Origin of the sequence: Lysinibacillus sp. NPDC092081, from assembly GCF_044755845.1 — a bacterium.
Lineage (GTDB): Bacteria > Bacillota > Bacilli > Bacillales_A > Planococcaceae > Lysinibacillus.
The window spans coordinates 79,940-95,088 of sequence record NZ_JBIVRU010000016.1; the positions used below are offsets into that span (position 1 = coordinate 79,940).

Genomic DNA, 15,149 nt, shown 5'->3' on the forward strand with positions numbered 1-15,149 from the left:
TTCGAGATATATTATAAAATATGAAGCAACTACATAAATTATGTTCCCTAAAATTTTAAGGGTTAAACATTAGTAGTTACTTCTTTTGTACATCCTAGTTAGCAAAAGTTACGAAAAGTAATTGATTACTTTATGTAACTTACTATATATTAATAATTAACTTGCGTCAAGTTATTATTTGAAGAATTTTGGATCCAAGCATTTTCAAGCTCTACCCGATTTCTCCGGCTCAGAAAATTTACTCCAACTACTTTCTTTATATAAAAAAAGAAGCTCCCCAATGAAATGGGAAACTGCTTATCTATTAGCGTTTCACTAATTTACCCTGTACGACAAAACGATGGTCGTCACTCATGACAGAATCATTACAAGTGGATAGTGTAAGAATTTTGTCTTCTGGCCCAATATCTACATTCATTTCGATTGCAGAGCGTGCTTGAATCTCGTCCAAAAATTTTAGGAAAGCATCATTGCTCTTAAATTCTGTTTCAATATAATAAAAATCAATTGTAGTTTCATAAGCAGCAAAGACTTGAACATCATAGCCTTCATACAGTGTGTCTAAATAAATGATAGGATGTTCATCTGCGTATTGCTGATTTAGGTAATTTTTAAGACTCCCAAACATCGTACTATTCTTCATGGCATGGCCGTACAAAATAGTATTTCGGTTTATATCCTGAACATCATTACGATAATCCATAAATACACTGCCTGCACGACTTTCTCGATCTTTAAAATTGTGATCTAAATAAAAATCATTATTTTCAGCTTGTAGGATTGGATTATTGAGCTTTGTCCCGTCTGCAGAAATCCAACCAACAATATTGTTATTTACCGTTAGTAAATCATTGAATTGTGGACGGATTGCGAATGGCGTTGATGAGATTTCCTCCGCTTCATCTTCTAGGGAAGCCAATGTTGATTGATAAATCGTTTGTGCTTCTTCCAGTGACTTTGAAGTCTCATAGTACGTGTATAAGTACTTGGCTAATGCAAAGCCTGCGTATAAGAATATAGCTAAATATATTAATGTTAAAAACTTAGATGTCCATTTTTTCATCGTATCACCAGTTATATTCCAAGGGGGACCATGTAAAATCCAAGCTGCTCATCCTCATTGAAAATGGCTTCAACCCCATAGACTTCTTTAATAACTTCCCTTGTAATGACGTTACGTGGTGCTCCCTCAGCTATTATTTGTCCAGCTTTCATCAAAATGATTTGATCGCTATAGCGAATCGCCTGATTTATATCGTGAAGCACCATAACGATTGTTAAGCCATGCTCCTCATTTAATGCCTTTACAAGCTCCAATAACTCAATTTGATAATAAATATCCAAATATGTTGTCGGCTCATCCAAACATAAAATTTCAGATTGCTGTGCTAAAGCCATCGCAATCCACACTCGCTGACGTTCCCCACCTGATAAAGCCTCTAAATCAGTATCTCGTTTTTCTAGTAAATTCGTACAAGCAAGTGCCCATTCAATAGCTTGGGCATCTTCCTCTTCATTTCTTTTTAGCATTGTATGATGCGGTAAACGTCCAAAGCTTACTAACTTTTCTATTGTTAAATCCTTTGGCACATCATTTTGCTGGTAGACAATTGCTAGTTTTTTTGCAAACTCTTTTGGCTTGTAGTGCACCAAATCCTTGTTTTCTAATGATATATTCCCCGATATCGGCCTATTGTTGCGGGACATAACACTTAATAAAGTTGATTTTCCACAGCCGTTTGGACCGATAATCGTTGTGATTTTACCCTTTTGAATTATTGTCGATACACCATCTAGATGATTTCGAGTATTATCATGCGATACGATAATATCTTGTATTTCCATGTCTCCTCACTCTTTTCGTAATAGGAATATTAAGAATGGTCCACCGATAATCGCCATAATAGTTGAAGCTGGTATTTCAAGCGGTGCAGCAATTGTGCGACCAATCGTATCTGCCACTAATATTAATAACGCTCCAGCTAAAGCTGTAAAAGGTATGAGCACCTTATGATCGTGTCCAACTAAACGACGAGCAATATGTGGCACTAACAGACCAACGAACGAAATAACTCCTGCTACGACAACAGAAATAGCCGATAATAATACCGCAACAGCAGCTATTAATAGACGAGCACGAGCTACATGAAAACCTAGACTTTTCGCTGTTTTGTCTTGTAATACTAGGAGATTACACCAGCTATATAACGCAAAGGCAGCTATTAATCCGACAGTACCATAAGTAACAATTGTTGATACATCCTTCCACGTACGCATCCTTAAGTTTGAACCTACAACGCTGGAAGCTGAAGTATTCAATGAGCCACCTAAACTAATGAAAGTTTCTGTTAACCCAGTGAACATTGCATTAATAGCAATCCCAACTAATATAAGCTTCAATGGACTTAAGCCTGACTTCCATGACAACGCAAAGACGAGTGCGCAGGCAACTGCCCCACCCATAAATGCTAATATAGGTGTCATAAAAAATAATGCTGGAAAGAAGGAAATAATAAAGAGCTGGACAAATGCCGCTCCCGAAGATATACCTATAACACCAGCATCTGCTAACGGGTTACGCATTACAGATTGTAATAGTACCCCTGAAACGGAAAGTGCTGCACCAGCAAACAACGCAACAATGATTCGTGGAAATCGCAAATCGCGGATAGCCTCCATTTGACTATTTCCCTCATCAAATAATGCACCTATCAATTCAAAAAAGCCCATTTTAATGCTACCAGTTGTTGCTGCATAAACTGCTGAAACTAGTAATAATACAATTACAATTGAAAAGCTTACAATTTTTTTTGTCATATTAGACTTCCTTTTTCTTTTCAAATTCCATCATGTTATTTGTACATTTCACACCCCACGTGATTCCCTACTAAATAGAAGATCGCTCTATGGCAAGACTATGCTTGCGATATGAGCGACATTTCTAATGACTATTCACGATAAAAGATTTCCATTAGCTGTCCTAAAGCCTGCGGCACTTTTAAGGACGCTGTAGTACCGAACAATTCTTCCTCTACATCATAAACTTTACCGTTTTTTACTGCGTCAAAATGCTTCCAAATATCATTCATTTTAAATTCCTCGTCAAACATTTTTACAACTTCATCTGGCATGCCGTGTGATAAACGTAAAATTATATCAGGGTTACTGTTGTGCAGATACTCAGTATTTGAAGACAAATATTCAGCATCCTGCCCTTCCATTACATTAATACCGCCTGCCCGTTTTACAAGATCACCTGCATAGGAGTTTTCAGTCGCAACTAAATAACTACCTGGAATGCCAAGTAAAATGAGTATACGAGGTCCCTTTTTGTTACCAGCAACTGTTTGTACAGCATCAATATTTTTTTGCAAGCCTTTCACTAACTCCTCGGCTTGTGCTACGCGATCATAACGTTCACCGAGGGTTCTAATTTCGGAAAGCATGGCATCTACGCTTTGAAAGTTTAAAAAATCAACTGGAATTTTTAACTGCTCAAATTTGTCCTGTAAGTCATATTCTAAAGTTGACACTGATAACACATCTGTTGGATTTAATGATTTAACAATCTCCATATCCGGCTCCATTGCATTACCGATAGTAGGGAGACCATCAAAGCGTTTTGCTAATGTTTTTTCTGTTTCAGGTACTGCTATAGCATCTAAATCAAGCTTATCTAGAATTTCTGCAATAACAACCGTACCTGCAATAATACGATGTTCATTCTCTTCACCTGTTTTACCTGATTGCTTTTCAGTAGATGTCTCTGTTTCTTCTTGCTTATCTCCATTGTTACAGCCAGCAACTACTAAAAGTAATGACATAAGCGCCATCGCAAGCAACCAACATTTCCACTTCTTTTGCATAAAGTCATCTCCTACTTATTCAGTCACATCTTTTTTAGAATTTCTGATACGACGAACGAGCAACCAGCCCGACAAAAGACAGATTACTACAAGTAAAACTATCTTTATGATATTCAGCTGAGCAAGCTGCTGATCGACTTTAGAATTCTTCACCACTTTTTCAGTAGATTCCTCTTTAACATCAGATTTCTCGGCTTCATCTTTAACAGCATCCTCAATAGACGCGTCAAGTGTACGATCAAATGCTAACTGCTCCTCCTTTGGCACAGTTAAAGTAGGCTGAAATGATGGAATTGGCCGTGACAGCTGAGTTGGTTTTACCACCATCTCATGTTTTGCTACCACTGGTGCCTTTTTCACTTCTTCTTTAACAATAACGGGAGGCTTTTCAATCGTTTCTTGGTTAGCGGGTGCCGTCACAGCAGGCTTATTTAAAAACTTTGCTACACGCTGTTGATCAAATCTTAGATTTACGAAATATTCAAGATGATAAGAAATCTCAGGAATATCTACCTTCACCCACATTCGTATTGGCTGTTCAAAATTTTGAATTTCAAATTCGATAATTCGGACATTGTCTACAAGTGAAATAAGCTTTGGCTCTACCTGTTTTCCTTGTTGATCTACAGTTAAGCCTGTTATCCAAGTAGATTTTAAAATTGTCATATGGGCATAATATTTGCCGTTTTTTTCTTTTATTTTTGCAACAGGATTTACATATGTATTCATAATAGATTGTTCGTTTTTTCCATCTACTAACATTATGTAATTCATTGACCATTCCTTATCATAGGTTTCTTCTGAAGTAGATTCTTTGATTTCGTTTTCTGGAATAGCTTCCTTATCCTTTGGCACAATTGTTGAAAGGGTTGTTGACTGTAATTGAAGCTCCTGTGAAAAAAAGAAATATTCCTCGGAGGATGAAAGTGCCATCTTGCCTTTAATGATAATAGGCTGATGTAAATCCTTGACATCAAATTGAACTAAATTTTCAGTCTGAACGTTTAACGAAAGCTCATTTTCCAACTGTTCGATATGTATCTCTCTTATACTCAATGGCTTATTTATAGCTAAATTTAATCTATACTGACCGTTCTTTACATCAATTGTCGCCAATTCGCTAAAAATATTGTCTTTTACTCCATCTAGAGATGAAAAACTTAGTTCAACTTGATAGCTCCCATTTTCTAATACAGATTCTTCAGCTTTTGCCTTAAACGGAACAAATGGAGAAAAAAACATCAGTATGATAGTACTGAAAATGAATACTCGAAATTTTTTTCTATTCACTGCGTAAATCCCTCCAATTTCTTTAAAAGCACAGTAACTTCCTTCCTCAAATAAGCGAGAAAGGAAGTTGCTGTAACCGTACTATTTATTCATGTATTGTAATGAGCCATTTAGAATTTTTGCCATTTGTGTGCGTTTTAATGGACTGCTTGCATTAATAACAGTTTTACCATTAGCATTTACAGATCCAGTCATGATTTTACCTGCATATAGGAACGCAAAGGCTTTTTTCGCTTCTTCACTTGTGACAGTTGCACCATCAGCATAATAAGATAAGCTTGGATCACCATAGTTCATTTCTTTTCCTGCAACATGTGCTACTGCACGGTAAATCATCACTGCAGCTTGTTGTCGAGTAAGTGTTCCATTTGGATTAAAGTTCTCTGCTTTCACGACAATTCCAGCATTAGCTAAAGCATTGATTGCTTGTACACGTTCTGTGTCAAGTTTCGCTGTATCTTTATATCCAGCATCTGTTGTAGAAGATAAATTTAATGCACGTGCAATCATTAACGCAAATTGAGAGCGTGTTATATTGTCATATGGTTTAAAATTATCTTGCCCCTTAACAATTCCTTTACTGTATAATGCTAAGATTGCTTCTTTATTAGCATCATTGCTAATATCTTTAAATGGATTCACCACTGGTTTCACTGCGCCTTCCACAGCAAAGCTAAATTGCACTTGGTGGTTCGAGTCATAGTTCACGCCTTTGTCTGGCTCATTCACAACAATATGCAGCTGAGCATTCACAAGTTTTTTTAAGTCAGCTACTTCAAATGAGTACTTACTTGTATTAGTTGCATCGTCTTTACTTACTAAAGTTGCTTCTTTTCCCTCCACTGTGAATCCTTTAACATATTGGCCTTGAGGGAATGTCATAGTAACTATGTTTTTACCATCTACTACTGATACGCCTACTTTTGGGTTAATATATTGCTTCATCATAGATTCTTCAGAAGTACCGTTTTTGTAAACAGTGACAGCTACTTCATTTACTTTAACTTCTTCTTTAACCCCTTCAGATTTACCATTTTCCTCTGTAGTAGTTACTTCCTTATTTTCTACTGCTTTTAAATCAAAATCATACCACTTGTCCATATTAGCTGCGGCTACGGCAACGTGAATTTTTGCTTGTAGTACTTCACCAGCTACAACTGGGAAACTGTATGTAATTGTTCCATCTGCATTTTTCACTTCAGCAGCATCTACAAATTTATCACCTTGCTTTGTTTGTAAGTCTGCAATCATTGGGGCAGATTTTGCTGCTACCGTTAATTCCGCCTCAAATTTTCCATCCTTCTCAACGATTGTGCCTTGTGTTACAAGATGAGAGCTAATTGCAGGTTGTGGTTCTGTTGTACCAGGCTTAAAGATTTGGAAATCAACAATTGTGCTAGTATTCTCTGATTTAATGACCTCTGCTTTTACTTCTGTATTTGTAGTCGTTACTTCAGCTACCTTTGCAGATGCAAATGATGGTGCTGAAAGTGATGCCACTAGCAATGAAGCTAGTACTATTTTTGTTGCGCGTGATTGACGTTTTTTAGCCATTATTGACCCTCCGTTTTTGTTTGTAGTTTTTTTCTATAAAGTAAAAATGCTGATCCAACTAATGCAACGATTAATAAATATGGTGTTGCATCACTTGTTTGCGGATTCGGCACATGACTTTCAGAAGAATTTATTGAGGCATTAGTAGTTTTCGAATCAGATACTTTTGTTATTGTTGTACTTCCTACTGATGCTGCATCAAATACTAGTGAGACGCTGTATTCGTGATGATAATTAATATCGTCAATATCAATTTTCATAGAAGTCACAACTGGTTTCGTTAAATCTTTAGCAGTAAATTGTACAGTACGAGTATCAGCTGCTTTATCTTCACTTACTACAGTTGCTCCACCTGGTGGTTGGAACTTTGTGATCCATGCACTATTTTTTAATGTAATTTGTACAGTAGCTACCCCATTTTTCAATGTGACCTTTGCTGGTTTTAAAAAATAATCATTTGCAATGGATACAGAGTTACTTTCAGGTTTATTGACCTGATATTTTATCGAATGTGTGCCGTCAGCTAGTTGAGCAGACGCTTGAGGTAACGTAAAGTTAAATACAAGCAAAGTTACAAGCATAACGAACATCATTAATCTCTTCATGTGTTGTACGCCTCCTCTAAAAACATAAGTTGAAAGCATTTTATTGAAAACGAAAATCATTCTCAATTATACTTCTATTACCAAGAATAATCGTTAATGCCAGTGTATGTCAACCACTAAACTAAATTGGTCCTTAATATGTCAAAATTACCTCAAAAAAAGAAAATATCACAAAAAAACATGTGATATTCCCTATTTTTTACTAGAAAAGTACTCTTTCTATTCATTAATCTCAACTAGAAATCTAGTGTATTTAAGAAACTATTTCAATGACCCCTATAAGAATAAGTAACCACCCTGAAATAGCGGTTGAATGTCTTCCAATAAAAGTCTTGGTAAGTAAGACTCCAAAATGAACACCAGCACCTACTGTTATGAACGAAAAAACACCGATAGAAATAACTGTCCAGATCGCAGAAATACCATTGGCTCCAAGCGCTATTCCTCCAGCTAAACAGTTGGCTGATAAGACAAAGCCGAGCGTCATTGCTTCTCGAATTGAAATGATATAATTTTTATCCTCATCAAATACTTCAGGATTTCCCAATATTCCTTGTTTAGAAAAGCGACTAGATAATAAAGTCCATATCCCAATGGCACAAAGTAAAAGACTTCCTATTAAATTTGCGAAATCTGGAGAGATATAATTAATAACTACGCTTCCAGCTGTTACTGCGGCGTATGTGACGATCATTGAAATAAGGGCAATAACCGCATTGGATAATATGGGTATTTTCACTCGCTTAATACCATAGGCGAGACCAATTCCTAAATTATCTAAGTTGGCAGCTATCCCAATAAGAATGATGGCTATCCAATGCATTCCTTTCCTCCTCAATAACGTAAAATCCATTCTCACATAGGATATGAAGGGAAAAAATTTTTGTTCATCTTTGTTTTGAACGGAATTACTCGCTGAGAGATTGGGATTACCGGTATTTCTACAGTTGTTAATTGATTATTAGCAAAAACCATTGCTTCTATCACGGTAATACCTTCGGGAATCGTTACACTTGTTATAAATTATTAGAGAATGCATTATTTTTATTCGAGGTAACCGTTGATGGAATCTTTACGCTTGTTAATCCCTTCTCATTAAATGCTTTTTCCTCAATTGCAACACCGCCATCCACGCTCTTTTTTATATAATCACCTTCACTATCACTGTTTGCGTAAGCAGATAGATTACTTAATGATAGTTGAGAAGATATCAAAAGTATGACAATCATCAATAGAAGCTTGCTTTTTTCATTTACTATAACATCTCCTTTCCTTAGCATATAAACCCATATTTTTTGACATTGAAACTATAGCATTATCTAAAAAGTTGATAAAATCAAAATTTGTTAATTTTCGAGCAAATGTTGATAATCTTTTTTCTTGCAAATTAAAATTTCATCAAAATCAGCTCCATTTTGTACGTTCGCTAACTAAAATTCAAAGATATTTTATTTACTTTAATAACCTCGAAATGTATCAAATACAAATGAATTAACATAAAATACTCGCTTTACCCATCTAAATTTACCTGAAGAACAACCTTATATATTTCCGCATGTCCATAGATTCTAGGTTAGCTTTGGATACTTTTTCTATCACTCGCTATCAGAGTTTAAACAATTATTCTATTGAAACCGATTTGACAAAAGTAACAACCTTTTGATAACTTTAAGTTGTTACTTGTTAATATTTAGATATATCTCATCCTACAATGAAGAAAGGGAGATTTTATGAGATTCAGTAAATTATTGAAGATAGGATTAGCCTTTGCAATAATGTTAGTATTAACTGCTTGTGGCTCAGATGGGGAAGGCACGAAAAATAAAGAAAAAAATGAAGTGAACTTAGCCTATGTTGAATGGGATACTGAAATTGCCTCTACACACGTGGTAGGACAAGTTCTAGAGGATTTAGGATATGATGTAACACTAACACCACTTGATAATGGAATTATGTGGGAAGCTCTTGCAAAAGGAGAGGTTGATGGTATGGTGTCAGCTTGGTTACCACAAACACATGCCCCACAAGTTGAAAAGTATAAAGATAAAATAGTTGATTTGGGTGAAAACCTTGCAGGTGCAAAAATTGGCCTAGTTGTTCCTAGTTATATGGACGTAAACTCTATCGAAGATTTAACAGATGAAGCTGGTAAAACGATAACTGGTATTGACCCAGGAGCAAATATGACTGCAACTACGGAAAATGCTTATAAAGAATATAGTAACCTTGAAGGCTGGAATGTAGTTACCTCATCTGCAGGCGCAATGACAGCAGCCCTTACTCAAGCCATTGCAAAAAATGAAGAAATTATCGTTACTGGTTGGTCTCCACACTGGAAATTTAGCGCTTTTGATTTAAAATATTTAGACGACCCTAAAGGTATATACGGAGCCGAAGAATATATTGGTACATTTGCACGTAAAGGATTGAAAGAAGATAATCCAGGAGTATATAGTGTTCTTAATAACTTCCACTGGACTCCGGAAGATATTGAAAGTGTTATGTTTGATATTATGAAAGGCACTAATCCTAAAGACGCCGCAAAAAAATGGATCAAAGACAATGAAGATAAAGTTTCAGAGTGGACAAAAGATGTAAAATAATACAAATGATGAGCTTTTATATACTGTCCAATAATTCAACTTTGATATATGATTTTCTGGCCCTACATATAGTGGCGTACAAATGCTTACGCAAAAGATTGGGGTACACTTGCGATACACGCAATTAACGAAAAAGATCCATTCACTGAGCAATCAGTAAATGGATCTTTTTATGTTATGTTAATACCTACGAATGGAAATGACCCTCTTAAGTAAAGATACATAGGATTCCTGTCTAAACAAATGAAATTTTAAAATTAAACTATTTACTAAAAAGAGGAGACCAGCCAAAAAAATAACCCCTTTTATGTGGATTATTCCACTTAAATATCCACCAAGTAAAGGACCAATTAGATTTCCTAAAAATAATGCACTATGATAATAACCAAATGTTAAACTTTCCATTTTTTCAGGTGCATTTTTTCGTATTAAACTTATTACCGATGGGAGAAGACCACCTATAAATATCCCCATTAAGAACCTAGCGAGCAGAAATAGCCATATAGAAGAAACCAACGCTTGGGAAACATAACAAATAAAATTCCCTAACAAAGAAATTAACAAAATAATTTCAGGACCTACTTGATCTGCTTTCCTTCCTAAAATGGGAGAAAAGATTGTAATAGAGAAACCCGAGATTGCAATCGCTAAACCTACCATCGTTGTTAAAAAGACATCATTGTTCCACATACTTTCTACATACGTAGCCAAGAATGGTGAAGTACTCATCGTTGAAAATTGAATAAGAAATCCTACCATAAACAAAATTCCAATTAGAGGTTCTTTCGTAATTTCAAGTAGTTCAGAGAAAAAATTAATACGTCCTCTCTTAGGCGTCGGAATTCTCAATGTACTTGGTTCAGGTTTATTAATTTCTGTTAAAAAGAATAAAATAAGTGCCCCAGAAATCAGTAACATAGCGCTAGATACATAAAGGATTTTATAAAATCCTATCCACTGTCCCAAAACTCCACCTATTAACGGTCCAAAAATATTCCCGGTATAAGCACCCGATTGGGCTATACCGAGTGCATAACCTATTTTTTCTTTAGGAGTATTCATTGTGATGAATGGAGAAGATGCAGGGATAAAACCACCAAAAATCCCTAAGATGAAACGTAGAACTAATAAGTGCCAAGCTGTTGTGCTATAGGTCATTAAGAATGTGGCAAATGCCATTCCAAGTGCTGAACGGATTAGTATAGTTTTCCTACTCGTTCGATCTGCAATCTTTCCCCATATTGGCTGAAAAAGAAAAGCAGATAAAAAAGTAGCTCCAAAAATCATCCCTGTCCAAAGCTGAATATCAGTTTGAGAGTGAACATCTAAATCACTTTTAAGATAAACTGGAATAAAAGGTATAATTAAGATAAATGCAGACATGACTAAAAATTGTGCAATGCTCAAAATATACATATTCTTTTTCCAAACTTCCAATTATATATCCTTCTTTCACTGATTTAATAGTTTCATAGAATGTACAGGATATCTATCACCAGCTGCTGATCCTACAGGTATCGCTTTATTTATGAAATCCTTCACATCATTTGGCAATTCAAAATCTATCGCAGCGATATTTTCTTTTAAGTAGGATCTCCTTTTTGTCCCTGGTATAGGGATGATATCTAATCCATTAGACATCAACCATGTTAATGCTAGTTGTGCAGGACTAATATTCAGTTGGTTTGCTATAACTTCTAGCTGTCGAATCAAAGTAAGGTTTTGATTGAAGTTGCCTCCCTGAAATCGAGGTGCGTTCCTTCTAAAATCGTTTTCTACGAATTTATCGACCTCCTTAATTTTTCCAGATAAAAACCCTCGTCCCAGAGGACTATATGGTACAACAGCGATATTTAGTTTACGACATAGGGGCAATATTTCCTCTTCAATATCTCTAGTCCATATTGAATACTCTGTCTGTAATGCAGCTATAGGATGTACTTTTTGTGCTCGTTTTATCGTTTGAGAAGATACTTCTGAAAGCCCAATATGTCGTACTTTACCTTCTTCAACTAATTCCTTCATAGCACCAACTGTCTCTTCTATAGGAACTCCGGGATCTACACGATGTAGATAATATATATCGATGTAGTCAGTATTTAACCGTCTTAGGCTTGCTTCACATGCCTTTTTTACATATGCCGGGCTGCCGTTAATTTTAATTACCTTCCCACTCTCATCTCTTTCAAAAGCAAATTTGGTAGCTATGTTTATCTGTTGTCTGACATTTTTTAATGCTTGACCGACTAATTCTTCGTTTTTCCCCACTCCATATTGATCAGCTGTATCAAAAAAGTTAACACCAAGTTCTAAGGCGTAATGCAGTGTAGCAATCGATTCCTCATCATTTTGTGTTCCATAGTATTCTGACATGCCCATACATCCTAATCCTAAGGATGAAACACTTAAATCTCCAATAGATCGATATTTCATTTTTTCTCCTCCAATCTTTCTTCAGCATGAAATTATATCGATTAGAGCGCACTCTAAGGCAAATGTATTTTTTTCCATTTATCATAAAAAAAAGACCTTTTAGAAAAGGTCTCTATCAATTATGCCTCGGCATAAATGCGTCCGGAGGCTTTAACTTATTTAATTGGATTACTTAACTTTTTCCTCCAAATTTTTATAATAGTCAATTTTTTCATTAATCTTAATTAAATTGTTTTCTAGTTGCTTAATTTGGTTAAGAACATTATTTTGATGAGTTTCTAATAGTTCTCGTCTTTCAGTAACGGTAGAATCACCTTGGCGTCTTAGGTCTGCAAATTTTTTCATATCTCTTACAGGCATTTCTGTGTTACGTAACAAAATGAGAAAATCTATACATAAAATATCGTTCTTTGAGTATTTACGATATCCATTTTCATCCCTTTCAATCTCACATAAAAGACCAATATTTTCATAATAGCGTAGAGTGTAAGAACTAAGACCAGTGATTGAGGATATATCCTGAATAGTTAATAATTTTTCCATATTTTTATTATAACACACTTGCTTTATAGTGCACTCTAAGGAGTATGTTTGTTCCTAGATTCATTTTTTAATAGTTTTTAGGAGGAATTTTTGATGAATAAAGGGATTTTTGTTTTAGCACTTGCCACATTTGTTGCTGGCACAGTGGAGTTGGTGATCGCTGGGATCATAAACATGATTGCAGAGGATTTACATGTTTCCGTAGGAGCAGTTGGTCAGTTAGTTTCAATTTTTTCATTGGTGTTTGCCTTTGGGGCTCCAGTACTTATTGCTTTAACTTCTAAAGTAGAAAGACGTAAATTACTGCTCATAGCAATGTTAACTTTTCTAGGAGGTAATATTTTATCTATATTTAGTCCGAATTTTACAGCCTTATTAATAGCCAGAATTATTCTTGCAGCTAGTTGCTCTATCGTGGTTGTCACTTCCGTAACAATGGCTGCTAATACTGTTGCTATTGAATTTAGAGGAAGAGCTATTGGATTAATTTTTATGGGTTTAAGCGCATCACTAGTGTTAGGTGTACCACTAGGAACTATTATCGGTGAAAATTTTGGTTGGCGGATGACATTTGTATTAGTTTCAGTTTTAAGCATTGTTTCTATGGTAGGAATCATTAAGTTTTTACCTAAGGTTCCACCACAACCAGCCATTCCTTTACTTAAGCAAATAGCCACATTAAAAAGTAAAAAAATCGCATCAATCCAGCTCATATCCGTTTTGGAGCTAACTGGTCATTTCATAGTTTATACTTATTTCACGCTTTTTCTTAAAACATCAATGGGCTTATCAACAAATATGATTAGTATGGTCTTACTGATTTTTGGTATAGCTGGAATATTAGGTGGTTGGATTGGTGGCTGGGCATCCGATAAATTTGGAGGAGCAAGAACTATACTCACATTTCTTATACTTTTTGCAGTTTCCTTGTTCCTACTACCTTATTCAACAGGATCAATGATTCGTTTATTGATTGTTGTCGTACTATACGGTGCGATGGTTTGGGCTCTTAGTCCAGCAGTACAAAATTATCTAGCCGAGTCTGCTCCAGATTCCTCAGATATCCAATTAAGTTTAAACACTTCATTTTTACATCTTGGAGTAGCATTAGGTTCTGGTTTTGGTGGTTTACTTGTAGACCACTATTCCGTAACTATCAACACATGGGTAGCTGGTATTATGGTAGTTTTAGCCTTTATCTCCGCTATTTATTCGCTAATGATAACCCGTAGAGAAACTACTTCAGTTCAAGGGCTAGACTAAAAGGATGGAGGACGCCCAGTTTTTTTTGGCATTTCTTTCAAAAATCCTGATACCACATTCAGAGGTAATATCAAATTAGTTACTCCAATTCTTTCTTTATTTCTTTATTTCTTTATTGTTCAACTATCATGCTGCGCTAGTTAAAGAAAGAATATTAGCATGCTCAAGTTACATAGAATAATTTTAGTAATAAAATATTCGACGACTTAACTTGTTAAAACAGCTATAAACGAATAATTTTATTTAAATATCAATTAAAATTGGGGAGTGGAACATGGGGGTTATTAATGGAAAAGATTACATTAACCGATTAAATAAGCTAAAAAATGAAATTTGGTACGACGGTGAAAAAATTGAGGGGTTGTTATCTGAGCACCCTGCCTTCAAGGGTCTTATTCAGTCCAAAGCGGATCTTTATGATTTGCAACATGATCCAAAAATAAAAGATGAGATGACTTTTATTTCTCCAGCATCAGGAGAGCTTATTGGTCTTTCCTATTTGCAACCAAAAACGAAAGAGGACTTAATAAGAAGAAGAAAGATGATTGAACATTGGGCTAGGTATTCAGGGGGTATCATGGGAAGAAGCCCAGATTATTTGAACACAGTTTTAATGAGCTTTGCCTCTTCAGTATCCTTTTTAAATAATAAGGACAAATGTTATCCAAAAAATCTGCAAGCATTTTATGAATTGGCTAAGGAAAAGGACCTGTCGTTTACACATACCTTTATTTCCCCACAAGTGAATCGTTCTTATATCTACATTGAAAATACGGATGAGCCAATCGCCGCAAAAGTTATTGATAATAATGAAGAAGGAATCATCATTAAAGGTGCACGTCTTCTTGCTACGCAAGGTGGTTTAACAGATGAAGTATTAGTATTTAGCGTAGGTAAATTTCAATTTAATGAAGATGAAGCTTTTGCTTTTTCGATCCCTTCTAACACAAAAGGATTAAAGTTTATTTGTAGGGAAACATTCAGCGGCGGAC

The 15,149-nt window shown here is 35.4% G+C and carries 15 protein-coding genes; 3 read left to right on the forward strand and 12 right to left on the reverse strand.

Annotation, left to right across the window (positions count from 1 at the left end; all coding sequences use genetic code 11):
- Positions 1-304: 304 nt before the first annotated feature.
- From srtB to ACIQLB_RS19265, 9 genes are all read right to left on the reverse strand, one after another.
- Positions 305-1,063: a class B sortase gene (gene srtB / locus ACIQLB_RS19225; protein WP_400729383.1), complete on the reverse strand. Its 759-nt coding sequence runs from the start codon at positions 1,061-1,063 to the stop codon at positions 305-307.
- 11 nt (positions 1,064-1,074) lie between these two features.
- Complete coding sequence (locus ACIQLB_RS19230) at positions 1,075-1,845, reverse strand: ABC transporter ATP-binding protein (protein ID WP_400729386.1); 771 nt, start codon at positions 1,843-1,845, stop codon at positions 1,075-1,077.
- A gap of 6 nt (positions 1,846-1,851) precedes the next feature.
- The gene (locus ACIQLB_RS19235) at positions 1,852-2,817 is read right to left on the reverse strand and encodes a FecCD family ABC transporter permease (protein ID WP_400729389.1); all 966 of its coding nucleotides are present in this window, start codon (positions 2,815-2,817) and stop codon (positions 1,852-1,854) included.
- Positions 2,818-2,948: 131 nt separating this feature from the next.
- Positions 2,949-3,866 carry a heme ABC transporter substrate-binding protein IsdE gene (gene isdE, locus ACIQLB_RS19240; RefSeq protein ID WP_400729392.1) on the reverse strand — a complete coding sequence of 306 codons (918 nt, stop codon included), beginning with the start codon at positions 3,864-3,866 and terminating at the stop codon, positions 2,949-2,951.
- A 15-nt stretch (positions 3,867-3,881) separates the two neighbouring features.
- Positions 3,882-5,156: an NEAT domain-containing protein gene (locus ACIQLB_RS19245; RefSeq protein WP_400729395.1), complete on the reverse strand. Its 1,275-nt coding sequence runs from the start codon at positions 5,154-5,156 to the stop codon at positions 3,882-3,884.
- Between the two features lie 81 nt (positions 5,157-5,237).
- Complete coding sequence (locus ACIQLB_RS19250) at positions 5,238-6,710, reverse strand: NEAT domain-containing protein (RefSeq protein ID WP_400729398.1); 1,473 nt, start codon at positions 6,708-6,710, stop codon at positions 5,238-5,240.
- Complete coding sequence (gene isdC, locus ACIQLB_RS19255; protein ID WP_400729401.1) at positions 6,710-7,315, reverse strand: heme uptake protein IsdC; 606 nt, start codon at positions 7,313-7,315, stop codon at positions 6,710-6,712. Before isdC ends, ACIQLB_RS19250 begins: the two co-directional genes overlap by 1 nt.
- Positions 7,316-7,568: 253 nt before the next feature.
- Positions 7,569-8,138, reverse strand: a complete 570-nt coding sequence (locus ACIQLB_RS19260) for a manganese efflux pump (protein ID WP_400729404.1) — start codon at positions 8,136-8,138, stop codon at positions 7,569-7,571.
- Between the two features lie 193 nt (positions 8,139-8,331).
- Complete coding sequence (locus ACIQLB_RS19265; RefSeq protein WP_400729407.1) at positions 8,332-8,595, reverse strand: leucine-rich repeat domain-containing protein; 264 nt, start codon at positions 8,593-8,595, stop codon at positions 8,332-8,334.
- Positions 8,596-9,045: 450 nt separating this feature from the next.
- On the opposite strand from ACIQLB_RS19265, the gene ACIQLB_RS19270 reads away from it, so the two are divergent.
- Positions 9,046-9,918, forward strand: coding sequence for a glycine betaine ABC transporter substrate-binding protein (locus ACIQLB_RS19270; protein WP_400729410.1), 873 nt, complete (start codon positions 9,046-9,048; stop codon positions 9,916-9,918).
- 180 nt (positions 9,919-10,098) lie between these two features.
- Here the strand turns inward: ACIQLB_RS19270 and ACIQLB_RS19275 are convergent, their stop codons facing one another.
- From ACIQLB_RS19275 to ACIQLB_RS19285, 3 genes are all read right to left on the reverse strand, one after another.
- Positions 10,099-11,355 carry an MFS transporter gene (locus tag ACIQLB_RS19275; RefSeq protein WP_400729413.1) on the reverse strand — a complete coding sequence of 419 codons (1,257 nt, stop codon included), beginning with the start codon at positions 11,353-11,355 and terminating at the stop codon, positions 10,099-10,101.
- Between the two features lie 15 nt (positions 11,356-11,370).
- A complete protein-coding gene (locus tag ACIQLB_RS19280) occupies positions 11,371-12,351 on the reverse strand; it encodes an aldo/keto reductase (protein ID WP_400729415.1) in 981 nt (326 codons plus the stop codon).
- 168 nt (positions 12,352-12,519) lie between these two features.
- Positions 12,520-12,894, reverse strand: coding sequence for a MerR family transcriptional regulator (locus ACIQLB_RS19285; protein ID WP_400729419.1), 375 nt, complete (start codon positions 12,892-12,894; stop codon positions 12,520-12,522).
- Between the two features lie 93 nt (positions 12,895-12,987).
- On the opposite strand from ACIQLB_RS19285, the gene ACIQLB_RS19290 reads away from it, so the two are divergent.
- Both ACIQLB_RS19290 and ACIQLB_RS19295 read left to right on the forward strand, forming a co-directional pair.
- Positions 12,988-14,157, forward strand: coding sequence for an MFS transporter (locus ACIQLB_RS19290; protein WP_400729422.1), 1,170 nt, complete (start codon positions 12,988-12,990; stop codon positions 14,155-14,157).
- 274 nt (positions 14,158-14,431) lie between these two features.
- Positions 14,432-15,149, forward strand: a 718-nt coding sequence (locus tag ACIQLB_RS19295) for a 4-hydroxyphenylacetate 3-hydroxylase N-terminal domain-containing protein (protein ID WP_400729425.1), incomplete at its 3' end; no start/stop codon positions are given.